Annotated in this window: 26 protein-coding genes and 1 tRNA gene; 14 read left to right on the forward strand and 13 right to left on the reverse strand. The window is 54.6% G+C overall.

Annotation, left to right across the window (positions count from 1 at the left end):
• The first annotated feature begins 71 nt into the window (after window positions 1-71).
• Window positions 72-683 (forward strand): LysE family translocator, encoded by a 612-nt coding sequence (locus AC3WOK_RS11215; protein ID WP_447856161.1) that lies wholly within the window; start codon window positions 72-74, stop codon window positions 681-683.
• 27 nt (window positions 684-710) lie between these two features.
• Here the strand turns inward: AC3WOK_RS11215 and AC3WOK_RS11220 are convergent, their stop codons facing one another.
• Both AC3WOK_RS11220 and yjdI read right to left on the reverse strand, forming a co-directional pair.
• On the reverse strand, window positions 711-983 hold the full coding sequence (locus tag AC3WOK_RS11220) for a GNAT family N-acetyltransferase (RefSeq protein ID WP_008499687.1): 273 nt from the start codon (window positions 981-983) through the stop codon (window positions 711-713).
• 10 nt (window positions 984-993) lie between these two features.
• Complete coding sequence (yjdI, locus tag AC3WOK_RS11225; protein ID WP_008499689.1) at window positions 994-1,224, reverse strand: 4Fe-4S mono-cluster protein YjdI; 231 nt, start codon at window positions 1,222-1,224, stop codon at window positions 994-996.
• Window positions 1,225-1,400: 176 nt separating this feature from the next.
• Here yjdI and AC3WOK_RS11230 point away from each other — a divergent pair, with 176 nt between their 5' ends.
• The 8 genes from AC3WOK_RS11230 to AC3WOK_RS11265 all read left to right on the forward strand — a co-directional run bounded on the left by AC3WOK_RS11230 (window position 1,401) and on the right by AC3WOK_RS11265 (window position 10,217).
• Window positions 1,401-3,041: an ATP-binding protein gene (locus tag AC3WOK_RS11230; RefSeq protein ID WP_492354531.1), complete on the forward strand. Its 1,641-nt coding sequence runs from the start codon at window positions 1,401-1,403 to the stop codon at window positions 3,039-3,041.
• Complete coding sequence (locus AC3WOK_RS11235; RefSeq protein WP_059311690.1) at window positions 3,025-3,720, forward strand: response regulator; 696 nt, start codon at window positions 3,025-3,027, stop codon at window positions 3,718-3,720. The genes AC3WOK_RS11230 and AC3WOK_RS11235 overlap by 17 nt, the downstream gene beginning before the upstream one ends.
• A 168-nt stretch (window positions 3,721-3,888) precedes the next feature.
• Window positions 3,889-4,977 carry an ABC transporter substrate-binding protein gene (locus AC3WOK_RS11240; protein WP_492354532.1) on the forward strand — a complete coding sequence of 363 codons (1,089 nt, stop codon included), beginning with the start codon at window positions 3,889-3,891 and terminating at the stop codon, window positions 4,975-4,977.
• A gap of 80 nt (window positions 4,978-5,057) precedes the next feature.
• Window positions 5,058-6,827 (forward strand): ABC transporter permease, encoded by a 1,770-nt coding sequence (locus tag AC3WOK_RS11245; RefSeq protein ID WP_492354533.1) that lies wholly within the window; start codon window positions 5,058-5,060, stop codon window positions 6,825-6,827.
• Window positions 6,820-7,890: an ABC transporter ATP-binding protein gene (locus tag AC3WOK_RS11250; RefSeq protein WP_492354534.1), complete on the forward strand. Its 1,071-nt coding sequence runs from the start codon at window positions 6,820-6,822 to the stop codon at window positions 7,888-7,890. Before AC3WOK_RS11245 ends, AC3WOK_RS11250 begins: the two co-directional genes overlap by 8 nt.
• Window positions 7,891-8,294: 404 nt before the next feature.
• A complete protein-coding gene (locus tag AC3WOK_RS11255; RefSeq protein ID WP_059311686.1) occupies window positions 8,295-9,125 on the forward strand; it encodes a winged helix-turn-helix domain-containing protein in 831 nt (276 codons plus the stop codon).
• On the forward strand, window positions 9,122-9,604 hold the full coding sequence (locus AC3WOK_RS11260) for a YqeJ family protein (RefSeq protein WP_492354535.1): 483 nt from the start codon (window positions 9,122-9,124) through the stop codon (window positions 9,602-9,604). Before AC3WOK_RS11255 ends, AC3WOK_RS11260 begins: the two co-directional genes overlap by 4 nt.
• A gap of 346 nt (window positions 9,605-9,950) precedes the next feature.
• The gene (locus AC3WOK_RS11265) at window positions 9,951-10,217 is read left to right on the forward strand and encodes a hypothetical protein (protein WP_063428517.1); all 267 of its coding nucleotides are present in this window, start codon (window positions 9,951-9,953) and stop codon (window positions 10,215-10,217) included.
• 18 nt (window positions 10,218-10,235) lie between these two features.
• On the opposite strand, the gene AC3WOK_RS11270 is transcribed toward AC3WOK_RS11265, so the two are convergent.
• Both AC3WOK_RS11270 and actS read right to left on the reverse strand, forming a co-directional pair.
• Window positions 10,236-10,309, reverse strand: a tRNA-Gly gene (locus tag AC3WOK_RS11270).
• An 80-nt stretch (window positions 10,310-10,389) separates the two neighbouring features.
• Complete coding sequence (actS, locus tag AC3WOK_RS11275) at window positions 10,390-11,133, reverse strand: amidase activator ActS (RefSeq protein WP_059311680.1); 744 nt, start codon at window positions 11,131-11,133, stop codon at window positions 10,390-10,392.
• A 164-nt stretch (window positions 11,134-11,297) separates the two neighbouring features.
• Here actS and idi point away from each other — a divergent pair, with 164 nt between their 5' ends.
• The gene (gene idi / locus AC3WOK_RS11280; protein ID WP_492354536.1) at window positions 11,298-11,840 is read left to right on the forward strand and encodes an isopentenyl-diphosphate Delta-isomerase; all 543 of its coding nucleotides are present in this window, start codon (window positions 11,298-11,300) and stop codon (window positions 11,838-11,840) included.
• 38 nt (window positions 11,841-11,878) lie between these two features.
• Here idi and lysS read toward each other — a convergent pair whose 3' ends face one another.
• From lysS to xerD, 5 genes are all read right to left on the reverse strand, one after another.
• A complete protein-coding gene (gene lysS / locus AC3WOK_RS11285; RefSeq protein WP_492354537.1) occupies window positions 11,879-13,396 on the reverse strand; it encodes a lysine--tRNA ligase in 1,518 nt (505 codons plus the stop codon).
• Between the two features lie 9 nt (window positions 13,397-13,405).
• Window positions 13,406-14,504 (reverse strand): peptide chain release factor 2 gene (gene prfB, locus AC3WOK_RS11290; protein ID WP_129995030.1). Its coding sequence is split into 2 segments (ribosomal slippage): window positions 13,406-14,428 and window positions 14,430-14,504, totalling 1,098 coding nucleotides; the frame shifts between segments, so codons are not numbered across the junction.
• Window positions 14,505-14,594: 90 nt separating this feature from the next.
• Window positions 14,595-16,328, reverse strand: coding sequence for a single-stranded-DNA-specific exonuclease RecJ (recJ, locus tag AC3WOK_RS11295; RefSeq protein ID WP_063428499.1), 1,734 nt, complete (start codon window positions 16,326-16,328; stop codon window positions 14,595-14,597).
• Window positions 16,329-16,333: 5 nt separating this feature from the next.
• The gene (gene dsbC / locus AC3WOK_RS11300; RefSeq protein ID WP_492354538.1) at window positions 16,334-17,047 is read right to left on the reverse strand and encodes a bifunctional protein-disulfide isomerase/oxidoreductase DsbC; all 714 of its coding nucleotides are present in this window, start codon (window positions 17,045-17,047) and stop codon (window positions 16,334-16,336) included.
• A gap of 28 nt (window positions 17,048-17,075) precedes the next feature.
• A complete protein-coding gene (gene xerD / locus AC3WOK_RS11305; protein ID WP_047347949.1) occupies window positions 17,076-17,972 on the reverse strand; it encodes a site-specific tyrosine recombinase XerD in 897 nt (298 codons plus the stop codon).
• A 101-nt stretch (window positions 17,973-18,073) separates the two neighbouring features.
• Here xerD and fldB point away from each other — a divergent pair, with 101 nt between their 5' ends.
• Window positions 18,074-18,595, forward strand: coding sequence for a flavodoxin FldB (fldB, locus tag AC3WOK_RS11310; RefSeq protein WP_059311675.1), 522 nt, complete (start codon window positions 18,074-18,076; stop codon window positions 18,593-18,595).
• A 6-nt stretch (window positions 18,596-18,601) separates the two neighbouring features.
• Here the strand turns inward: fldB and AC3WOK_RS11315 are convergent, their stop codons facing one another.
• Together AC3WOK_RS11315 and sdhE are read right to left on the reverse strand one after the other, a co-directional pair.
• The gene (locus AC3WOK_RS11315) at window positions 18,602-19,012 is read right to left on the reverse strand and encodes a protein YgfX (RefSeq protein WP_059311674.1); all 411 of its coding nucleotides are present in this window, start codon (window positions 19,010-19,012) and stop codon (window positions 18,602-18,604) included.
• Window positions 18,993-19,259, reverse strand: a complete 267-nt coding sequence (gene sdhE, locus AC3WOK_RS11320; RefSeq protein ID WP_013098615.1) for an FAD assembly factor SdhE — start codon at window positions 19,257-19,259, stop codon at window positions 18,993-18,995. Before sdhE ends, AC3WOK_RS11315 begins: the two co-directional genes overlap by 20 nt.
• Before the next feature lie 294 nt (window positions 19,260-19,553).
• Here sdhE and ygfZ point away from each other — a divergent pair, with 294 nt between their 5' ends.
• Window positions 19,554-20,534 (forward strand): tRNA-modifying protein YgfZ, encoded by a 981-nt coding sequence (gene ygfZ / locus AC3WOK_RS11325; RefSeq protein WP_447856163.1) that lies wholly within the window; start codon window positions 19,554-19,556, stop codon window positions 20,532-20,534.
• An 84-nt stretch (window positions 20,535-20,618) separates the two neighbouring features.
• Here the strand turns inward: ygfZ and trhA are convergent, their stop codons facing one another.
• Together trhA and yqfB are read right to left on the reverse strand one after the other, a co-directional pair.
• Window positions 20,619-21,278, reverse strand: a complete 660-nt coding sequence (trhA, locus tag AC3WOK_RS11330) for a PAQR family membrane homeostasis protein TrhA (RefSeq protein ID WP_047347945.1) — start codon at window positions 21,276-21,278, stop codon at window positions 20,619-20,621.
• A gap of 165 nt (window positions 21,279-21,443) precedes the next feature.
• The gene (gene yqfB, locus AC3WOK_RS11335) at window positions 21,444-21,755 is read right to left on the reverse strand and encodes a N(4)-acetylcytidine aminohydrolase (protein ID WP_492354539.1); all 312 of its coding nucleotides are present in this window, start codon (window positions 21,753-21,755) and stop codon (window positions 21,444-21,446) included.
• Between the two features lie 51 nt (window positions 21,756-21,806).
• On the opposite strand from yqfB, the gene AC3WOK_RS11340 reads away from it, so the two are divergent.
• Complete coding sequence (locus AC3WOK_RS11340; RefSeq protein ID WP_252000882.1) at window positions 21,807-22,538, forward strand: MurR/RpiR family transcriptional regulator; 732 nt, start codon at window positions 21,807-21,809, stop codon at window positions 22,536-22,538.
• Window positions 22,539-22,654: 116 nt separating this feature from the next.
• The gene (locus tag AC3WOK_RS11345) at window positions 22,655-24,088 is read left to right on the forward strand and encodes a 6-phospho-beta-glucosidase (RefSeq protein WP_492354540.1); all 1,434 of its coding nucleotides are present in this window, start codon (window positions 22,655-22,657) and stop codon (window positions 24,086-24,088) included.
• The last annotated feature ends 60 nt before the right edge of the window (window positions 24,089-24,148 follow it).

Genomic DNA, 24,148 nt, shown 5'->3' on the forward strand with positions numbered 1-24,148 from the left:
AAAGCCTATTTCGCAGGGTTAGCGATATTCTTTTTCGCAACGTTTGACGCACTGCGGGAGTTTTCAGGACGATGGAAATGAGTATTGTGGCCGGCTTTTGGGTGGTTTCTTTTCTGCTCATCATGACCCCTGGGGCCGACTGGGCCTACGCCATTAGCGCCGGGATTAACGGGCGCCGCGTGGTCCCGGCGGTGATGGGGCTTATGTCCGGGCATCTATTAGCCACGCTGATTGTGGTGGCAGGCGTGGGGGTATTGATTGCCCAACATCCGCTGGCGTTAGCCGGGCTGACCGTGGCGGGAGCCCTTTATCTGCTGTGGCTTGGCATAACGTTACTGCGACACCCGGCCGCACCGGAAAAGGCCACCCAACACGCGGGAAACTGGACGCAGTGGGCGATGAAAGGGCTCTGCATTAGCGGCCTAAACCCGAAAGTTTTTTTACTGTTCCTGGCCCTGCTTCCGCAATTTACAGACCCGACCGGAAGCTGGTCGATAGCGATGCAGATGTCTGCGCTTGGGATAATGCATCTTATCACCTGTACCCTGGTCTACCTGCTGGTGGGGTATGGTTCGAAAGCGGTGCTGGCGACTCGGCCACAGGCGGCGCGGCTGGTGAGCAGGGCATCGGGAGGGTTGATGGTGCTGATCGCGCTGGTATTGCTTTTTGAGCAGATGAGATAAAAAAACACCGGCCATCGCCGGTGTTAGTTACGCCCGAATATCGTCATATTCCCGCGTTTTATCAAATTCATGTTTCGCGAACGGGCACAGCGGGATAATTTTACGGTTCTCACCGCGCATCTTCTCCACCACTTTCGCCACCAGCTGTTTACCGACGCCCTGCCCTTTCAGGCTTTCATCCACATCAGTGTGCTCGATAATGCTCAGGTGCTCGCCGGTCGGCACGAAGACAATCTCCGCGACCTGGTTGCCGTTCGCATCATTCACGTAAAACTTATTATGGCCTTCCAGAATATCCATGGTTCCTCGCTTATTTTTGGCGATACTTCAGCGCACCGCTCGGGCAGGTATCAATCACGCGTACAACCGTTTCAACGTCCACTTCATCGGGAATAATCCACGGTTTACGCTTCAGATTAAACAGCTTTGCGCTCCCACGCACGCAGTTACCCGAGTGTTTGCAGATCCCGGTGTTGAAGTAAACGTCAATTTTCTCGCCGGTATAGGCCCGGTAGCCCGCGTCCAGTAGTTCTTTATCCATGACATTGCCTCTGTAATTATTATCGTGCTGAATGAAGCATAGCCTTACGGGATCCTGATAGCTATAACGCCGAAAACGAAAAGCCAGGTCACAACTCTTTTCTCGCCAGATTGCGTCCGCTATGAGCCCATGTCAGGCTCCGCAAATGTGTCACTGATAAAGCTACCGTAGGTTGAATGAAACGCAGACTCTCTTTTCAGGTAAAGCTATTTTTAGCGCTGGTGTGCTTCTCCTGCCTGCTGTTAGTTCTGCTGGGAACGATCCTGTTTCATTTTATTGACCGGCAGCTTCATCACGACCTCGGCCAGCGCGCCCGGGTTCAGGCCAGCCAGATCGCGCTGATGCCGGGCCTGGCGGCCATGGTAGCGGCCAGAGATATTCCGGGGATAGCCCGGTTAATTCAGCCGCTGCGCGCCGAAAGCGATGCCAGCTATATTGTGATTGGCGATACGCGCGAGCAGCACCTTTATCACTCGGAATCTCCGGAGCGCATTAATTTACCGATGATCGGCGGGGATAACGCGGAGGTGTTAAAAGGCATAACCATTATCTCCGTACGTCAGGGCGGAATTGGCGTGTCGCTGCGCAGCAAAGCCCCGATATTTAACGCGCAGCATCAGGTGATTGGCATTGTCTCGGTCGGCTATCTGACGTCGTATATTGCCAATATTAACGCCCGCATACTCTGGCAGTCCGGGCTGTACGGCATTGCGCTTCTGCTGCTGCTGTTTATTTTCTCCTGGTTGTTTACCCGCAACCTCAAAAAACAGATGTTCCGTCTTGAGCCAAAAGATATCGCTCAGCTGGTGTTGCAGCAAAGGGCGCTATTAGAAGCGATGTACGAAGGGATATTTGCCGTCAATCAGGAGAAGCAGCTGATTCTAATAAACCGCGCCGCGCGAGAGATGCTGGATATTCGGCAAAGTGAGAAAGAGCTTATCGGCAAACCGCTGGAAGACGTTCTGCAGACGTCGCCGGGGTTTTTATCCCAGCGCTACGCCTCGGTGAGCAGTGGCAGTCATGACCAGATTGCCGTGCTGAACCAGCGGGAGGTGATCGTCAACCGCGTCGCGATTGAGGTTGAGCCCGGCGTTGAAAGCGGCTGGGTGTATAGCTTTCGCGACAAAAACGACATTAACACGCTCAGCAGTCAGCTTAGTCAGATCAAGCGCTATGCGGATAACCTGCGCATTATGCGCCACGAACAGCTGAACTGGACCGCCACGCTGGTGGGGCTGCTGCAGATGAAGCACTATGACGAGGCCATCCGCTACATTCAGGTGCAGTCAGAAGGCGCGCAGCGCGTGCTGGATTTTGTCTCTGCCCGCTTTGTCTCCCCCGCGCTGTGCGGGCTGCTGCTCGGAAAATACGTCAGCGCGCGCGAAAAAGGCATTGAGCTGCTGTTTGATCCCGCCTGCCAGCTTATCCGCATGCCTGCCGCGCTCAATGAAACGGAGCTGATGTCGGTTATCGGTAATTTGCTGGATAACGCCGTGGATGCGACCCTCAACGCACCGGTCCCCGCGCCGGTAGAACTCTACATTTCTGACCGTAACCAGGAGCTGCTGATCGAGGTGGCCGACCGGGGCTGCGGGGTGGACGATGCGATGAAGCCGCATATTTTTCGCCAGGGGTTCAGCAGCAAGCCGGAACGTGAAAACGACATTGTGGGTACCGAGCACGGTATTGGCCTGTTTCTGGTGGCAGGATATATCGAGAAGGCCGGCGGCAGCATTGAGATTGCCGACAACACGCCACAAGGGACTATTTTTTCTGTGTTTATTCCGAATGGGCTAAAGCATGACCCGAGCACTTGATGTTGTGATCGTTGAGGATGAGCCGCACCTGGCGGAGCTGCATCGCGAGTATATCGAGCAGAATTTTCATCTGCGCGTGGTGGGCATCGCCGCGTCAATCGAACAGGCGCACGGCCTGATCCGCCAATATCAGCCGCGGCTTATCCTGCTGGATAACTATCTCCCGGACGGCAAAGGGGTGGAGTTAATCGACAACCCGCTGCTGAAAAGCTATGAATGCTCGGTGATCTTCATCACCGCCGCCAGCGATATGCAGACCTGCAGCCACGCCATGCGTAGCGGCGCGTTTGACTACCTGATTAAGCCCGTCTTTTTCCAGCGTCTGCACGCCTCGCTGGAGCGGTTTATGCGCTTCATCCACACCGTGCAGCAGGTGAAGGTGGTCGATCAGCATGCGCTGGATCGTCTGTTTAACCTGCCTGCCGCGGAGTCCTCGCTGACGCCGTCGACGAAGGGCATTGAGCCCCAGACGCTGGAGCGGATTAAACGCCTGTTCGCCGACCGTCCCGACAGTGCAATGTCGGTTGAAGAGGTGGTGGAAAGCGTGGGGATCAGCAAAACCACGGGGCGTCGCTATCTCGAATACTGCGTGGAGAGCGGGTTAATTTGCGTCGAAATGCTATATGGCAATATTGGTCATCCGCGAAGGTTATACCGCAAAACCCCCGATAAACCGTAATCCGAAACCGTTCACAGGCTAACGTTCGCGGATTTTATGGTGTTAATTGCTGAAACGACGGCGACAATCACACTTCGGAACCATTATCCGCTCCCCCCTATTGTGGGCGGAGCGCACTGCGCTATGTTGACAATTAGTTCCTCAAATGTAACTAAAAGGTTAACTATAATGTCGAACACATTCCGAATTTCTCTGATTACCGCTACCGTACTGTTCTCTGCTTCTGCACTCGCTGCCCTGCCGCAGGGTTATCCTGCCGAGTATCAAAAGGTTGTCGATGCCGCGACAAAAGAGGGCAAGGTTGTCATTTACTCGACCACCGACATCAAAGCTGCCGGACCGCTGATCCAGGGCTTCGAAAAAACCTACCCGGGCATTAAAGTTGAATACAACGATATGAACAGCACCGAGCTGTACAACCGTTTCATCAGCGAACAGGCCTCCGGCGGCGTGAGCGGCGACGTGGTCTGGAGCTCCTCTATGGACACCGGCCTGAAGCTCGCCACCGACTACGCCATGGAGTACAAATCTCCGGAGCAAAGCCAGCTGCCGAAATGGGCGGTCTGGAAAGATAAGGCCTACGGCACCACCTATGAGCCGGTGGTCTTTATCTACAACAAGCGCCTGATCCCGGCCGGTGACGTACCGGACTCTCACGCCGCGCTGGCGAAGCTGATTGCCAGCCAGACGGACAAATTCAAGAACAAAGTCACCACCTACGACATCGAAAAGTCGGGTCTGGGCTTTATGCTCTCGGTCCAGGATCACAATGCCGATCCTAATTACTTTAAAACTCTGGCCGACGTCGCCAAAGGTGGCTTATCGGTGCAGTCGTCTACCGGTACCATGATGGAGCGCGTCTCCTCCGGGGAAAACCTGATCGGCTTTAATATCCTCGGTTCTTATGCGGAAGCGCGTGCGAAGAACGATCCGTCGCTCGGCATTTCCTATCCAAAAGACTACACCCTGGTGCTGTCGCGCGTGTCGTTCATCAGCCAGCAATCGCAAAACAGCAATGCGGCAAAACTGTGGCTGGACTACGTGCTGTCTGAACATGGGCAAAGCATTCTCGCCAATCAGGCGGACATTCCCTCCATTCGTAACGATATCGAAGGGAAAAATGATATCGATGGCCTGACCAAAATCCTCGGCAACGCGCTGAAGCCGATCCCGGTTGATGAAACGCTGCTGGAATATCTGCAGCCGAAAAAACGCCTGGAGTACATCAAAGAGTGGCGTACCGCCGCCGGCAAATAAGCGTCTGAGCGCGGCGCAGGCCGCCGCGCTCACTTATCGACCGAGTTCATTTATCTGGGCTGCAATACCAGGGATACCCCATGAACACATTACGCAGAAAGTGGCAAAGCCTGCCGCGAGGCATCGTCGTGCTGATAACCGCCCTGGTTATCTACACGCCGCTGTCGTTTATCGTGATCCAGAGCTTCCTGTCCGCCCCGTTCTTTTCGCCGTCAAAAGAGTGGAGCTTTGAATCATTTGATTTTATTTTTACCGATCCTGATTTTTATAAGGCCCTGAAAAGCGGCTTTATTCTGGCTTTCGGGCTGGTCTTTATATCTATCCCACTGGGCGGCGTGCTGGCTTTCCTGATGGTGCGTACCGACCTGCCCGGCCGCCGGTTGATTGAGCCGCTGATCCTGGTCCCGATTTTCGTGTCACCGATGGTGCTGGGCTTCGGCTATGTGGTGGCCGCCGGTCCGGTGGGCTTTCTCTCCCAGTGGGCTGAGGCGCTGATTGGCTTTGTGCCGTGGAATATCTACGACATGTCGAGCATTGTGGTCATTGCCGGCCTGACGCACGTCCCGCACGCCTATCTGTATATCTCGTCAGCGCTGCGCAGCGTGGGCTCCGATGTGGAAGAGGCCGCGCGTACCGCGGGAGCCTCTCCCTGGCAGGTAATGTCCTCCGTCAGCCTGCCGATGGTGCGCCCGTCCATTCTGTACGCCACCGTGCTGCTGTTCTTCCTCGGGCTGGAGGTGTTCGGCCTGATGCTGGTGCTCGGCGACCCGGAAGGCAACATGGTGCTGGCGACCTATCTTTATAAGCTGACGAACAAGATGGGTACCCCTTCCTATAACCTGATGGCGGCGGTTGCCGTGGTGCTGATCTGCATCACCATCCCGCTGGTGATGCTCCAGCGTCGCCTGATGCGCACCGCCAACCGCTTCGTCACCATGAAGGGCAAGGCTTCTCAGGCGCGCGCGCTACCGCTGGGCAAATGGCGCTGGGTGGCTGGCGCGGTGATTGCCTTCTGGCTCACCGTGACCATCGGTGTTCCGCTGCTCGGCGTGGTGCTGCGCGCGTTTATCTCCAACTGGGGCGTGGGCGTTTCGCTGTGGGATGAACTTTCGCTGAACACCTTCCGCACCATCTGGTCCCAGCCCAACCTGCTGCGCGCCATCGTCAACTCCATGGCGATTGGGGTAATTGGCGGCGCGCTGGCCGTGGTGTGCTACCTGTTTGTCGGCATTGCCATGCACCGCAAGCCGGACAACACCACGCGTTTCCTCGACTACAGCGTGCTGGTGCCGCGCGCCGTGCCCGGCCTGCTGGCGGGTCTGGCGTTCCTGTGGGTGTTCCTGTTCCTGCCGATGTGGCTCGATAACGCGCTGAAATCCGGCTGGCTTTTCGGCTTTGCCTGGTCCGACTGGATGCGCGAAAACCTCATCGTCTGGCTGCGCTCGCTTCGCAGCACCATTTTCAGCGTCTGGCTGGCCTATACCGTGGTGTGGATGGCTTACGGGCTGAGGCTTATCTCTTCCACGCTGTTACAGGTGGCGCCGGAGCTTGAAGAGGCGGCGCGCAGCACCGGGGCGACGCGCGGGCAGATCACCCGCCACGTCACCATTCCGCTCTCCCGCTACGGTCTTATCGGTTCGTGGCTGCTGATGTTCCTGATCTTTGAGCGCGAATACTCAACGGGTGTGTACCTGCTTTCACCCGGCACGGAAACCATCGGCTCGATGCTGGTTTCCCTCTGGGCCGCGGGTGCCATCGATATCGTGGCGGCGCTCTCTTTCATTAACATCCTGCTGGTCGTGGTAGGTCTGGGCATTGCCCTTCGTTTCGGAGTCAAAATACATGATTGAATTAGCGGTTGACGATCTGCACTTAACCTACGGCGACAATCCTGTTTTAAAAGGTGTCTCCATGAACCTGAAGCGCGGCGAAGTGGTCTCCCTGCTGGGCCCCTCCGGCAGCGGCAAAACCACCCTGCTGCGCGCCGTCGCGGGTCTGGAAAAACCGACCCAGGGGTCGATTGTCATTGGTAAAAATAAAGTTTACGACGGCACGCCGCGCAGCGAGGTCCCGGCGGAAGAGCGTAACCTGGGGCTGGTGTTCCAGTCCTATGCCCTGTGGCCGCACAAAACCGTTTTTGAAAACGTGGCCTATCCGCTCAAGCTGCGCAAAGTCCCGGCCAAAGAGATCCAGCAGCGCGTGCAGGACGTGCTGGACCAGCTTGGTCTGGGCCATCTTGGCAAACGTCACCCGCACCAGCTCTCCGGTGGGCAGCAGCAGCGCGTGGCGATTGGCCGGGCGCTGGTCTACAACCCGCCGGTGATTTTGCTGGACGAACCGCTCTCTAACCTCGACGCCAAGCTGCGCGAAGAGGCCCGCGTGTTCCTGCGCGAGCTGATTATCAAGCTCGGGCTATCGGCGCTGATGGTGACGCACGACCAGAACGAAGCGATGGCCATTTCCGACCGTATCCTGCTGCTGAACAACGGGAAAATTGAGCAACAGGGCACGCCTCAGGAGATGTACGGCTCGCCTAAAACGCTGTTTACCGCCGAGTTTATGGGCAGCAACAACCGCCTGCACGGCAAAGTCACCGAAGTGCGCGACGGCAGAGCGCGTATCGAAGGAAAAGGCTGGGTGCTTTGGGGCCAGGCCGGTGAAGGGGTGCAGAGCGGTGATGAAGCCACGGCGGTGATCCGCGTCGAGCGCGTCGCGGTAGTGGAGGGGCCTGGGGACAATCAGCTTGAGCTGCCGCTGCTCACCAGCATGTATCTCGGTGACCGCTGGGAGTACCTGTTCCGCACGGTGGGGGATGATTTTGTCATCCGCGCGTATGGGCATGAGGTTCGCGACCCTCAGCACTGCCATCTTTCGCTGCCGGAGAAGCATGTGTGGGTGTTCCCTAAAAAGTGATAAAAAAGGCTGCGTAATGCAGCCTTTTTATTCTTCACATTTTAATTCAGCAAACAGCACGACCCTGTTAAAATATTTAAATAGCGAGAGCCTTTAAAATAAAATCACAGAATTAACATTAATGCCATTTAATACCCTTCGCACCACTTCATATTATATTACGCCCTTATTTTCCGTCGTTCCGGCGCGCCTGCAGCCTCTGTTTATTACAGCCAGGGCATACGCAGCCCTTCCCTGCAGAGGCAGGTGGCGAATGACCTTATTGAAAGATATTCTTAAAAGAGGACTAAAAAACTACGCTAAAAGATGTTTTGAGACGCTTACGCACGGCTTTGACAATGTAAACATTGAGGATATAATTCTTAAATAATGTGAAATCCTCTTTTCGAGACGGTAACTGATATATGTTCTGGATAATTAACGACAGGATAAAGTTCCATCCAGAAAAAAACACGTTAGCCTCAGTAAGCAAACCCGAGCTGAGCGTAATCATTACCGCCCCGGCCAGCCGTTGCTTAACACTATTACTGGAATCCTGGCCCAACGTCGTTACGCAAAAAGAATTATTCACCTTTGTATGGGCTGAAGACGGCATGCTCGTTCCGACAAATACGCTTTATCAGAACATATCTATCATTCGTCGCGGACTTCGCACCGTAGCAGAAGCCGACGAAACGCTCGTGTCCACGGTGCCGCGCAAGGGTTTCCAGATTGACAGCAGCGTTAAGGTGACCAGAGTCGCTACCGAAGAAGAGACGCCGGAACAGCAGTTTGTTGACCCGTCACCGGTTGAAGCATTAATACCTGAGCCTGAAATGACGGCGAATACATTACCTGCATCCGTAGCAAAGACAGGCACAGTAAACAGGAAATGGGTGCAATACTCGCGCATTGCCCTTCTGCTATTGCTTTCCTTTGGCCTTGGTTTATCCATGTTCCATCTGCCGTGGACGCCACATTCAGAAAGGGATTTTTTTAACGACTATACCATCATAAGAAATGAGAATGAGTGCCATTTTGTCTCTCAAAATGATGACATCAAAAAAACGGGCGGTTTTACCAAAGCCAAAAACACGATCCTGCAGACCGGTCTGGATTGTAAAAAATATCCGTGGATTTACTTCCTCTCGTCCAGTACTGCTCCTGCACTTTCGGCATTAATTTGCAGAGAACCTTTTGAAACCTCAGAAAACTCACGGTGCGTCACGCTCTATTTTCGGTGGAAAAATCAGTGACTAAAAAAACGATTGCCGTCGCCTGCCTGCTGCTTTTTGTCTCAGGCTTATTCATCTCATGGCTATTGCATCTGCGGGCAGAAAAGAGGCAAAACTCTGAGATCTGTTCAGCGTCCATTGTTGTCTATCACAAAAATGTTCGAGCCAACGTGACGCTTGATTTCATTTACTCTCTTAAAACGCAAACCGGCGTGGTATCAATAAACGGGACTTATGCTCAGAATGATACGGTTCTGGGGGGTATCCGCCGGGACGTGTCCTATACCTGGACTGAAAACAAAGACGCCCTTCATTTTTACTCGGTAAAAGTGAATAAAATATTTAACGATGACTCCGTCTCTGATGAGAATCTGAGTGAAGTGCTTCCAGATTTTTATGTATACCCAGAGAAAAGTATCACCTATACCGTCCTGCCGCAGGGGGAGAACAGCTTTCTGTTTACTGTAGGAAAGCGTCCCGTATTTCTCTGCTACCGCTGAATCACGCTTTTTGAAAGCGTTCTTACTCCGCAAATCAATATGTCCGCCCCCTCCAGGCCAGCGAAGACGTACGCTGGCTTATCTCATTGAATTAAAAATCTTAAATCGCGCCGGGCATTTTGCAATTTAAATTCATGCAGAATAAAAAAACCTAAATACTGGACATTTAAATAAAGAACTCAACTAATTACTTTTCAATAGCCATCAACAATCTTAAATGAAATACATTTAATACAATCAAATAGAAATTTTATTATCCGACTCTGTCTGATATTTCTTATAAGTTATTCCAGGCAATAGAATACCGGGACAACCTGTCCTTACTTAAAACCAGGAAGAAAATGCTATGAAAAAAGTTATTGCTCTGGTAACGGTGTTTACCAATAGGGATATTGAACAGGCTATGGACGTTACGGCCTTTAAACAGACGTGCTGTCCAATCGCCAGGACGCTGACCCAGATAGATACCTATGGCGTTCTCGGTCGGGGCCTCTCCCCGGGCTGGCGACGAGCAATGGTTGATTTCCCGGTGCCGGGCAGACCGCCAAAGATCAGTAACATAGTTATCCCATTGTGGAATGCTGAGACTGCTGATTTATTCTGGGAAAATTGAGAGTAGTAGACGTGAAGCTGGAGCGGGCGAAGGGAATCGAACCCTCGTATAGAGCTTGGGAAGCTCTCGTTCTACCATTGAACTACGCCCGCTTTGTGGTGCGTAAGGCATTATAGACCTTACGCCTCTTCATACAAGCCTCTTCACAACTAACCGGCGATTAAATAATCACTTAGCACTTCGGCTTACTGCCGGGCGCAGGAAGATAACGCTGCGGATCGATGGCCGTTGCCTTATAGCGAATCTGGAAGTGCAGCTTCACCGAGTCCGTGCCCGTGCTGCCCATAGTGGCAATCTTCTGCCCTGCTTTGACGTTCTGCCCGTTGTTCACCAGCATCGTGTCGTTGTGCGCATAGGCCGTGATGTAGTCTTCGCCATGCTTAATCATGATCAGGTTACCGTAGCCGCGCAGCTGGTTACCGACGTACACCACCTTCCCGGCACCGGAAGCATAAACCGGTGTACCGCGCGCGGCAGCGATATCGATGCCTTTGTTACCGCCCTCAGACAGGGAGTACGGCAGCACCACTTTACCGCTGGCAGGCCAGATCCAGCAGCGTTGACCGACCGGCGGCCAGGATGACTGCGGCACCGCGTAAGACGGCGTCACCTTAGCGGTTTTGCCCTTTGAGGAGGATTTTTTGCCTGAGGACGATCCGCCGCTAACCTTCAGCTGCTGCCCCACCTCAATGGTGTAGGGCGGAGAAATATTATTCAGCCGTGCCAGGTCCTTCACGCTGGTCCCCGTTGCGCGCGAAATGCGATACAGCGTATCCCCGCGCTTAACGGTATAGACCGAACCGGAATAGCTGCCCATATCCGACGATTTGCTTCCTGAACAGCCTGCCAGTAAAAGCGTCAGCGTCAGGCAAAAAATGGCGGTGATGGGGTTTCTCGTCAGGCTTCCTGCAAACAAAACAGATCCTCGGTCAGCGTGAATGGCGGCCTATAATACCAGCCCGGAGAGATAAGGGTCAGCCCTTTTCCGCTCCTGGAGACAAACCGTTCGTATAAGAATGCCGTATAATACCGTCCTGCTGATGGTGCAGAACCATCCGCATCGTTGGCACTGGAGCAGGAATGAGTATTCAAGAACACGTTATTTTGGTAAATGACCAGGGAATGGTGATTGGCACTCAGGAAAAGTACGCCGCGCACACGACCCAAACCCCTCTGCATCTGGCGTTCTCCTCCTGGCTGTTTAACGCCAGCGGTGAATGTCTGGTGACCCGGCGCGCGTTAAGCAAAAAAGCCTGGCCGGGCGTCTGGACGAACTCCGTCTGTGGACACCCGCAATCGGGTGACGCGACGGAAGAGGCCATTATCCGGCGCTGCCGCTTTGAGATCGGCGCTGAAATTACCGATATCACCCCCGTGGCGTCCGAGTTTCGTTACCGCGAAACCGATCCTTCCGGGATCGTTGAAAACGAAATTTGCCCGGTATTCGCGGCCCGCATCACCAGCGAACTGCGGATTAATCACGATGAAGTGATGGCCTTCGAGTGGGTTACGCTGGAATCGTTATTCCGCGCCCTGGATGCCGCACCCTGGAGCTTTAGCCCGTGGATGGTGCTGGAAGCGACGGCCGCGCGAGACGCCCTCAGAGCGTTCGCCGCGCAATAAAAAAGCCCCTTTCGGGGCTTTTTTCACATCTTAGCGTCTTATTTCACCGGGCGCATCGCCGGGAACAGGATCACGTCACGGATGGTGTGGCTGTTGGTGAACAGCATCACCATACGGTCGATACCAATACCCAGACCCGCCGTTGGCGGCAGACCGTGCTCCAGCGCGGTCACGTAGTCTTCGTCGAAGAACATCGCTTCGTCGTCGCCTGCCGCTTTCGCGTCAACCTGATCCTGGAAGCGCTGAGCCTGGTCTTCCGCATCGTTCAGCTCGCTAAAGCCGTTGCCGATTTCGCGGCCGCCGATGAAGAACTCAAAGCGATCGGTAATTTCCGGGTTCTCGTCATTACGACGCGCCAGCGGAGAGACTTCAGCCGGGTATTCGGTGATGAAGGTCGGCTGAATCAGGTGCGCTTCGGCCACTTCTTCGAAGATCTCGGTCACGATACGGCCCAGACCCCAGCTCTTCTCAACCTTGATACCGATGCTTTCCGCGATCGCTTTCGCAGAATCGAAGTTATCCAGATCGGCCATGTTGGTTTCCGGACGGTATTTCTTGATCGCTTCGCGCATGGTCAGTTTTTCGAACGGCTTGCCGAAGTCGAAGACTTCTTCACCGTAAGGGACCTGCGTGGTGCCCAGAATATCCTGCGCCAGGGTACGGAACAGGGATTCAGTCAGTTCGATCAGATCTTTGTAATCCGCATACGCCATATAGAGTTCCATCATGGTGAACTCTGGGTTATGACGAACGGAGATACCTTCGTTACGGAAGTTACGGTTGATCTCGAACACGCGGTCAAAACCACCAACCACCAGACGCTTCAGGTACAGTTCCGGCGCGATACGCAGGTACATGTCCAGGTCCAGGGCGTTGTGATGGGTGATGAACGGACGCGCAGACGCGCCGCCGGGGATCACCTGCATCATCGGGGTTTCTACTTCCATAAAGTCGCGGTTAACCATGAACTGGCGAATACCGGCCATGATCTGGGAGCGAATTTTGAAGGTCTTGCGGGATTCATCGTTAGAGATGAGATCCAGGTAGCGCTGACGATAGCGCGCTTCCTGATCCTGCAGGCCGTGGAATTTGTCCGGCAGCGGGCGCAGGGCTTTGGTCAGCAGACGCAGCCCGGTGCAGTGGATAGACAGTTCACCGGTTTTGGTTTTGAACAGCTTACCTTTCGCACCCAGGATATCGCCCAGGTCCCACTTCTTGAACTGCTCGTTGTAGATGCCTTCCGGCAGATCGTCACGGGAAACGTACAGCTGAATACGGCCGCCAACGTCCTGCAGAGTCACGAAGGAGGCTTTACCCATAATACGACGGGTCATCATGCGGCCTGCAACGGCCACTTCAACGTTCAGCGCTTCCAGCTCTTCGTTCTCTTTAGCGTCGAAGTCTGCGTGCAGTTGGTCTGAGGTGTGGTCACGACGAAAATCGTTCGGGAACGGCACGCCCTGCTCGCGCAGCGCTGCCAGCTTCTCGCGGCGGGTTTTCAGTTCGTTGTTAAGATCGACTACCGCGTCAGCGCCCTGTGCTTGTTGTTCAGACATGTTGGTTCCTCATAACCCTGCTTTCAAACTTGCTTCGATAAATTGGTCCAGGCTGCCGTCCAGCACCGCCTGCGTGTTGCGGGTTTCAACCCCGGTACGCAGGTCTTTGATGCGGGAGTCATCAAGGACGTAAGAACGGATCTGGCTGCCCCAACCGATGTCAGACTTGTTATCTTCCATCGCCTGTTTCTCAGCATTTTTCTTCTGCATCTCCAGCTCATAAAGCTTCGCTTTCATCTGCTTCATGGCCTGGTCTTTGTTCTTATGCTGGGAACGGTCGTTCTGGCACTGCGTTACCAGCCCGGTTGGAATGTGGGTAATACGCACCGCAGATTCCGTACGGTTAACGTGCTGACCACCCGCGCCGGATGCACGGTAAACGTCGATACGCAGGTCCGCCGGGTTAATTTCGATATCAATATCTTCATCAACTTCCGGATAGACAAACGCGGAGCTGAAGGAAGTATGACGACGACCGCCGGAGTCGAACGGGCTCTTACGCACCAGGCGGTGAACGCCGGTTTCGGTACGCAGCCAGCCGTAAGCGTAGTCACCGATGATCTTGATGGTGACGGATTTCAGACCCGCAACTTCACCTTCAGACTCTTCGATAATTTCGGTTTTGAAGCCGCGCGCTTCAGCCCAACGCAGGTACATACGCGTCAGCATGCTGGCCCAGTCCTGCGCTTCGGTACCGCCAGAACCTGCCTGAATATCGAGATAGCAGTCAGCGCTGTCGTATTCGCCGGAGAACATACGACGGAATTCAAGCTGCGCCAGCTTCTCTTCCAGCACGTCGAGTTCTGCCACGGCTTCGTTAAAGGTTTCTTCGTCGTCGGCTTCAACGGCCAGCTCCAGCAAACCGGAAACATCTTCCAGCCCCTGAGCCATTTGATCCAGCGTATCTACGATAGCTTCGAGAGAGGAACGCTCTTTACCCAGCGACTGTGCGCGTTCAGGTTCGTTCCAGACGTCCGGCTGTTCCAGCTCGGCGTTTACTTCTTCAAGACGCTCTTTCTTGGCATCGTAGTCAAAGATACCCCCTAAGAACGTCAGAGCGCTCCGTGAGGTCCTGAATACGGTTTTTTACCGGATTAATTTCAAACATGGTCTGTTTTCTTTTATGGACTTGTCAAAATGCGGTGATAAGAGCGGGATTGTACCGAATCCACGCCCTTTTTTATAGAGATTACTGCCGCTAAATTGGCCAGATATTGTCGATGATGATCTGAAGGGTGCGGTTACCGCGAAACTCGTTGATGTCCAGTTTGTACGCCAGCTCAACCTCGCGCACGCCGTTGTCCGGCCATACCGCCGTGTCAACGTTGAAGGCAATGCCGTCCAGCAGCGGTCCACCGCCCACGGGCTCGACCATCACCTTCAGATGACGTTCGCCGACGATACGCTGCTGCAACAGGCGGAAACGGCCGTCGAACAACGGTTCCGGGAACATCTGCCCCCACGGGCCAGCATCGCGCAGCATTTGCGCCACGTCCATCGTCATCTCAAGCGGTGAGAGCTCGCCGTCGGACACCACTTCCCCCTGCAACAGGGCCGGGTCAATCCACTCGGTCACTAGCTCACCAAAGAGGCGCTGAAACTCGTCGAACTTCGCCTCTTCCAGCGACAGGCCCGCCGCCATCGCATGGCCGCCGAACTTGATCATCAGACCCGGATACAGCGTGTCAAGCCGCTCCAGCGCGTCGCGCATGTGCAGCCCCTGAATCGAACGGCCAGAGCCTTTCAGCGTGCCGTCGCCTGCCGGGGCGAACGCAATCACCGGCCGGTGGAAACGCTCTTTAATGCGCGACGCCAGTATGCCGACCACGCCCTGGTGCCACTCGGGATGGTACATCGCCAGACCACCCGGCAGCGTTTCGCCGCTGCGCTCAAGCTTTTCGCACAGGGTCAGCGCTTCGGCCTGCATTCCCTGCTCAATCTCTTTACGGGTCTGGTTCAGGGCGTCCAGCTCGTTGGCCAGCACGCGCGCTTCACCAATGTTGTCGCACAGCAGCAGCGCGACCCCGACGGACATATCGTCCAGCCTTCCGGCAGCGTTCAGGCGCGGCCCGAGGGCAAAGCCCAAATCGCTTGCCGCCAGCTTGAGCGGATCGCGGTTGGCAATCTCCAGCAGCGCCTTGATCCCCGGGCGGCACTTGCCCGCCCGAATGCGGCTTAAGCCCTGCCAGGTCAAAATGCGGTTATTGGTATCGAGCGGGACCACGTCCGCTACCGTACCCAGCGCCACCAGGTCAAGGTATTCGGCCAGGTTCGGCACGGCAATACCGCGAGAATCGAACCAGCCCTTGTCGCGTAACAGGGTACGCAACGCCAGCATCAGATAAAACGCCACCCCCACGCCGGCCAGCGATTTCGAGGGGAAATCGCAGTCGCGCAGGTTCGGGTTAATGATGGCTTCCGCATCCGGCAGCGTTTCGCCCGGCAGGTGGTGATCGGTGACCAGCACCGGGATCCCCAGCGCATGAGCATGATCGACACCCGCATGGGAGGAGATGCCGTTATCCACGGTCATGATCATCTGCGCACCGCGGGCGTGGGCCTGATCGACCACTTCCGGGCTGAGGCCGTAGCCGTCTTCAAAACGGTTCGGCACCAGATAGGTGACGTTATCGCAGCCCAGCGCGCGCAGGCTGAGCACGCTCAGCGCGGTGCTGGTTGCGCCGTCGGCATCAAAGTCCCCTACCACCACAATGCGCGTTCCTTCACGCAGCGCGTTGTAGAGCATGTCGGTGGCTTTTTCGATACCGTTCAGCTGCTGCCACGGCAGCATCCCTTTTACGCTGCGTTCAAGATCCTCAGCGGAACGCACGCCGCGGCTGGCGTAGAGGCGCTTCAGCAGCGCAGGGAGATCGTCCGGCAAATCAACCTGTTCAACCGCCTCGCGGCGGCGCAATTTTATGGGGGCTTTCACGCGGATTATTTACCACCAAACTGTTTCTGGTGCGCGTCGAGGAACTCTTTCATCTCTTTTGGTCCCTGATAGCCCGGAACAACATAGCCGTTGCTCAGGACAATCGCTGGCGTACCGTTCACGCCAAACTGCACGCCCAGCGCGTAGTGGTTAGCGATATCAATGTCGCAGGAAGCGGGTTTAACCCCTTTACCGTTCATCGCGTCGTCAAACGCTTTGTTGCGTTCTTTTGCACACCAGATAGCCTTCATGTCCTGCTCCGGCTGGCTCTGCACGCCCGCGCGTGGGAAGGCCAGGTAACGCACGGTAATGCCCAGCGCGTTGTAGTCTTTCATCTCTTCATGCAGCTTGTGGCAGTAGCCGCAGGTGATGTCGGTGAAGACGGTAATGACGTGTTTTTCCTGCGCGGCTTTATAGACGATCATCTCTTTTTCGAGCGCGTTCAGGTTTTTCATTAGCAGCTGGTTGGTAACGTTGACCGGCTGCGCGCCGCTCACGTCGTACATTGGCCCCTGAATAATGTGCTTGCCGTCTTCGGTAACGTACAGCACGCCGCTGTTGGTCAGCACCGTTTTCATGCCGGCAACCGGCGCAGGCTGAATATCGCTACCGGTGACGCCAAGCTTGGCCAGCGACTGTTTGATGGCGGCGTCGTCAGCATGGGCGAAACCGGTAAATGAGGCTGCCAGCAGGGTGAACAGCGCGAAAGACTTTTTCATAGTTGATCCTGTTACAATTCGTCGGCACTCACGCACGAGGGTGGTGCTGTTGGTGTAGCTGCCGCAGGCGTTCCGTCGCGACATGGGTGTAAATTTGCGTCGTGGAAAGATCGCTGTGTCCCAGCAGCATCTGCACCACGCGTAAATCAGCGCCGTGGTTTAACAGATGCGTCGCGAAGGCATGACGCAATACGTGCGGCGACAGCTTTTCACTGTCGATACCGGCCAGCGTGGCGTAATGCTTAATGCGATGCCAGAACGTTTGCCGGGTCATCTGCTGCGCGCGCTGGCTCGGAAAAAGAACGTCGATAGACACCCCGTTGAGCAACCACGGGCGACCATGCTCCAGATACGTTTCCAGCCAGTAAACCGCCTCTTCCCCCAGCGGTACCAGTCTTTCCTTGTTTCCTTTGCCGATGACACGCACCACGCCCTGACGCAGGCTTATGTCGCTCATCGTCAGGCCAACCAGTTCCGAAACGCGCAAGCCGGTAGCATACAATAGCTCAAGCATGGCTTTATCGCGTAACTCCAGCGGCAGGTCAACAGCCGGTGACTGTAATAATCTCTCAACTTGTGCTTCGCTGAGATCTTTCGGCAGCCGCTGCGGGAGTTTGGGGGACGCCAGCAGCGCGCTGGGATCGTCTTCGCGAATTTTCTCCCGGTAAAGGTGCTGGAACAGGCGACGCATTGCGCTAAGCAAACGTGCGGAGCTGGTGGCTTTGTAGCCCCCCGCGATACGTTCCCCAAGCAGCGCCTGCAGATCGTCGCTTTGCGCGCTCGCCAGGGACAACCCGCGGTGCGCAAGCCACTCCACCAGCATGGTGAGATCGCGACGGTAGGCGCTGAGCGTATTCTCAGCCAGATTTTTCTCCAGCCACAGTGCATCGAGAAACTGTTCGATCAGTGCGAGATCCTTTTCCACAATGGCCCCTTTGATTCTGCAGTCAGGCCATTATGCCTGATTGCGAGCTGTTTCTGGTACACTACGCGCAAAGTCAAAGCAAGAATTGAGATAGATACGCGATGAATATTGGTCTGTTTTATGGTTCCAGCACCTGCTACACCGAAATGGCGGCAGAGAAAATTCGCGACATCATTGGCCCGGAACTGGTGACGTTGCATAACCTGAAAGATGACGCGCTCACGCTGATGGAGCAGTACGACGTGTTGATCCTCGGCATCCCGACATGGGATTTCGGCGAGATACAGGAAGACTGGGAAGCCATCTGGGACCAGCTTGATACGCTCAACCTCGACGGCAAAATCGTTGCCATGTACGGCATGGGGGATCAGCTGGGTTACGGGGAATGGTTCCTGGACGCTCTCGGCATGCTGCACGACAAACTGGCGCCAAAAGGGGTGTCGTTCATCGGCTACTGGCCAACCGAAGGCTACGAGTTCACCAGTAAAAAACCGATTATTGCCGACGGCGAGCTGTTTGTTGGACTCGCGCTGGATGAAACCAACCAGTACGATCTTAGCGATGAGCGCCTGCAAACCTGGTGCGAGCAGATTCTGGGCGAAATGGCAGAAAAGTTTAGCTAACGCGTATTACCCCTGCGTCGTCTGTTGCAATAACATCCGGCGCAGGTCTCGCCACTCGGCAGCATCCATACTGTCAGCCGCCAGCCACAGATGCTGGCAACGCCCGCCGTCTACATTGCGTAACCGCAACATCATGCCGGAGTTAAGCATCCAGGGCATACCGACAATATCCCACTCTTTTCCCTGCCAGCGCAGGCGGGAATCCATCAGTAATTTGATCTCTCCCTGACGGGCATTGATGCGACGCTGGCTGCGTACGCTGTCGAAAACGACAAACGAAAGCAATAGCAGCCACAGAGGCGTATAGCTCAGCGGCCACGGCATTAGTAGCACTAAGGCCGCAACCAGGCCGTGGAGCAATAAGGACATCCACTGCGAGCGCCACGAGACGCGAAGATCAGATTGCCACAGGACCACGTTCCCGATTCCGTGTTTGAATTAATTGCACCATCCGTTGCAACTCGGTGTCGGCGGGTTTGCCGTGGTTCATCAGCCAGTTGAATAAATCCGGGTCGTCAGACTCAAGCAGGCGAACAAACAGACGCTTATCCTCATCGCTTAAGCTGTCATACTCATATTCGAAGAAAGGCATAATGGAAATATCAAGTTCACGCATGCCGCGACGGCACGCCCAGTGAATACGGGCCTTGTTGTTAATATCCATGTTCAGTTTCCTGCATTACGTTTGGCACAGTCGGCACCCCGTTCCGTGTTCTTAATTTCTCTACGGGGACACCAGCTAGTGTAACGTGTTTTTGACCGTTTCTTTACTGGAATATTGCGATCGACGAGCTGGCTTCCAGAATAATCCCTACAAAGACAGCGGATTACACTATTTTGCGTAGCGCTACGCATAACCGGTTTATGGCACAAATGACCTGTTGAAAGCGCTTGCATTGCCTGCAGGCTCTTTTACCATTAGGTATTATCAAAGCGTTAAGCAATTCAGGATATCGTTATGGCATTTACACCATTTTCTCCTCGCCAGCCCGCCGCCTCTGCGCGTCTGCCGCTGACGCTTATTTCTCTTGATGACTGGGCACTGGCAACGCTCTCCGGTGCCGACGCCGAAAAATACCTGCAGGGCCAGGTGACCGCTGACGTCAGCCAGATGACCGAACACCAGCACCTGCTGGCCGCGCATTGCGACCCCAAGGGCAAAATGTGGAGCAACCTGCGCCTGTTCCGCCGTCAGGACGGCTTTGCCTTTATTGAGCGCCGCAGCCTGCGTGATGCCCAGCTTAAAGAGCTGAAAAAGTACGCCGTCTTTTCCAAAGTCACCATCGCCGCGGACGACGAACATGTCCTGCTGGGCGTGGCGGGCTTCCAGGCGCGTGCAGCATTGAAAAATCTCTTTAGCGAACTGCCGGATGCAGAAAAGCAGGTGGTCAGCGAAGGCGCGACCTCCATCCTGTGGTTTGAACATCCGGCGGAGCGTTTCCTGTTAGTCACGGATGCCGCCACTGCCGAACGCGTGACCGAGGCGCTGCGCGGCGAAGCGCAGCTCAACAGCAGTCAACAGTGGCTGGCGCTGAACATCGAAGCGGGTTTGCCGGTCATTGACGCCGCAAACAGCGCGCAGTTTATTCCGCAGGCAACCAACCTGCAGGCGCTGGGCGGCATCAGCTTTAAAAAAGGCTGCTACACCGGCCAGGAGATGGTTGCGCGGGCAAAATTCCGCGGGGCTAACAAGCGCGCGCTGTGGACGCTCGCGGGCCACGCCAGCCGCGTACCGGAAGCAGGAGAAGATTTAGAGCTGAAGATGGGTGAAAACTGGCGCCGTACCGGCACTGTTTTGGCCGCCGTACAGCTGGATGATGGACGTCTTCTGGTGCAGGCCGTTATGAATAACGACATGGAAGCCGACAGCGTGTTCCGCGTGCGCGACGACGCGAATACGCTGAGTATCGAGCCGCTGCCGTATTCACTGGAAGAGTGATGCTGTATCGCCCGGCGACGCTGCGCTTACCGGGCCTACCGATCCCGTAGGTCGGGTAAGGCGAAGCCGCCACCCGACAACAAACTACACCTGCCCCACATACAAATAAATCGCCAGAAAGTGGCACACGCTGCCGCCCAGTACAAAGCCGTGCCAGATGGCATGGTTGTATGGAATACGCTTGCAGACGTAGAAAATCACGCCGAGCGAATACACTACGCCGCCTAAGGCCAGAAGCGTCACGCCCCCTACCGCCAGTTTAATCGCCAGCTGATACACCACAATCAGCGACAGCCAGCCCATCGTCAGATAGGTGACCAGCGACAGCACCTTAAAGCGGTGTGCGATGGTCAGCTTAAACAGGATCCCCAGCAGCGCCAGACTCCAGATTACAATCATCAGGCCACGCGAGAGCGGTGAATTGAGCCCCACCAGCAGAAACGGCGTGTAGGTGCCTGCAATAAGAAGATAGATCGCGCAGTGGTCAAATTTCTTGAGCCACATCTTAGCCCGCTGATGCGGAACCGCGTGATACAGCGTAGACGCCAGGAACAGCAGGATCATACTCCCGCCATACAGGCTGTAGCTGGTAATGGCCATCGCGCTGGCATTGGCGTCAACCGCCTGCACCAGCAATAACACTAAACCGACAATCCCAAACACCAGGCCAATGCCGTGGCTGATGCTGTTGGCTATTTCCTCAGCCAGCGAATATCCCTGTGCGATTAATGGTCTGCTCACCATACAAAACTCCGGGAAAACAAAAGATGATTATTCATCGCAAGACTATGCTAACTGAGAATGATTCCAGTGAACACCTGTTAGCTAAAATAAAGTTAAACATAACATTTCTAAATTACAATCAGATAGTTACATTTTGATTTCAGCGAACGCGCGTTTCGAATTAAATTATAGACGTTTAAAATCAATCACATAAAACTGGTCCTGATCGGGATAGATCTCTGCAATCACGTTTTTCAGCGTATCCAGGGTCATGTTCTCCTGTTCTGCGTGTTTTTGCGTCAATGTCGCGAGCGTCACGGTCGACGTCCCAGTGACTTCGATGGTGCAAAAGTAACCATCATCCTCATAACGCCCTACCCGCAGGATATCGCCGGTTTTGAAATGGGACTCACTTTTATCCCGGATAGTGATGGTTTTACGTCCCGCCAGAATGTCGTCCTGAAAGCGCTGAAAAAAAGTGATGTCGTTTGACTGCATGTTATTATTCCCTGAAGAAAAGTCTGATGAGTGAGTTTAGCCACTGTGAGCATGTTCTCCCACTCCGCCATTGCCAGTCTCAATAATCTGGAGATGATGGTTTACAACTATGTCATTAAAAATCGTGACAAAGTGATGTACATGACCATCCGCGAGCTGGCGGATGCGGCGGGCGTCTCAACCACCACTATCCTGCGCTTTTGCCGCAAACTCAACTGCGAAGGCTACTCGGAGTTTCGCGTGCGCTTTAAGCTCTATTTAGAGCAGAATGAGCCCCAGCAGGCTAATTTCGGTGCCAGTGAAATTATCAGCTTCTTTAAAAGCGTTAACAATGAAGAGTTCGATATATTATTAGATGAGGCTGTAGAGATTATATTGTCTTCCGAGCGAATTATATTCGTCGGCGCGGGAACATCGGGCTCGCTGGCAAAATATGGCGCACGTTTCTTTTCTAATATTGGAAAATTCAGTAACCATATTGACGACCCTTATTTCCCGGTCACCAACGATATGGCAAAAAATGCGCTGGCGATTGTGCTCTCGGTTTCGGGCGAGACCGAGGAGATCTTGCGCTTCGCCAGCCAGTTCAGCCTGCATCACTGCAAGGTGCTCTCCATTACCAGCCACGAGCACTCGCGCCTGGCAAAACTGGCGGACTTTAATCTCTCCTGGCATGTGCCCCAGACGCGTATTGGGGGCGTCTACGATATTACCACGCAAATTCCCGTCATCTATATTCTGGAATCTCTCGGGCGTAAGCTGGCGAAGAAACTCACAGAATAAAACACCCTGTTTTTTAGATGTAACAAATCACATTATGCCCAATTTGTTATATCGTGACATTTAATTTCCCTTTGCTAGACTCGATGCCAATAAGCCATTTATTGAGAATAGCAGCGATGAAAAAATTGACCTTACCAAAAGATTTTTTATGGGGTGGCGCCGTTGCCGCTCACCAGGTTGAAGGCGGCTGGAACAAAGGCGGTAAAGGGCCCAGCATTTGTGACGTATTGACCGGTGGCGCCCACGGCGTGCCGCGTGAAATCACGCAGAACGTGGTGCCGGGTAAATATTACCCGAACCATGAAGCCATCGACTTCCATGGCCACTATAAAGAAGACATCAAGCTGTTTGCCGAGATGGGCTTCAAGTGTTTCCGCACCTCTGTTGCCTGGACGCGCATCTTCCCGAAGGGTGACGAAACGCAGCCAAACGAAGAGGGGCTGAAGTTTTACGACGACATGTTCGATGAGCTGCTGAAGTACAACATCGAACCGGTGATCACCCTCTCCCACTTCGAAATGCCGCTGCACCTGGTGCAGGAGTACGGCAGCTGGACCAACCGTAAAGTGGTCGATTTCTTTGTGCGCTTCGCGGAAGTGGTTTTTGAGCGCTACAAAAACAAGGTCAAATACTGGATGACCTTCAACGAAATAAACAACCAGCGTAACTGGCGTGCGCCGCTGTTCGGCTACTGCTGCTCAGGTGTGGTCTATACCGAACACGAAAATCCTGAAGAGACCATGTATCAGGTGCTGCACCACCAGTTTGTGGCCAGCGCTCTGGCGGTGAAAGCCGCGCGACGCATCAACCCGGAGATGAAAGTCGGCTGCATGCTGGCCATGGTGGCGCTCTATCCATTCTCCTGCAAGCCGGAAGACGTGATGTTCGCCCAGGAATCCATGCGCGAGCGCTATGTCTTTACCGACGTCCAGCTGCGGGGTTACTACCCGTCTTACGTCCTGAATGAGTGGGAGCGCCGCGGGTTCTCCATCAGGATGGAGGCGAACGACGAGCAGATCCTGCGCGAAGGTACCTGCGATTACTTAGGTTTCAGCTACTACATGACCAACGCAGTGAAAGCGGAGGGCGGCACCGGGGATGCGATTTCCGGTTTCGAGGGCAGCGTGCCGAACCCGCACGTGAAGGCGTCCGACTGGGGCTGGCAGATCGATCCGGTAGGCCTGCGCTATTCTCTGTGCGAACTGTATGAGCGTTACCAGAAGCCGCTGTTTATCGTTGAAAACGGTTTTGGCGCTTACGATAAAGTCGAAGAGGACGGCAGCATCAACGATGACTATCGTATCGACTACCTGCGTGCCCACGTGGAAGAGATGATCAAAGCCGTGACGCACGATGGCGTGGATCTGATGGGCTACACGCCATGGGGCTGTATCGACTGCGTGTCGTTCACTACCGGTCAGTACAGCAAGCGCTACGGCTTTATCTACGTGAATAAACACGACGATGGTACGGGCGACATGTCGCGTTCACGCAAGAAAAGCTTCGAGTGGTATAAGGGCGTGATTGCCAGCAACGGCGAGGCGCTGTAATTTTTGCCCGGTGGCGCTGCGCTTACCGGGCCTACGATTGATCCCCTCTCCCTTTGGGAG

Source organism: Enterobacter sp. FW301-JW81 (genome assembly GCF_058788735.1).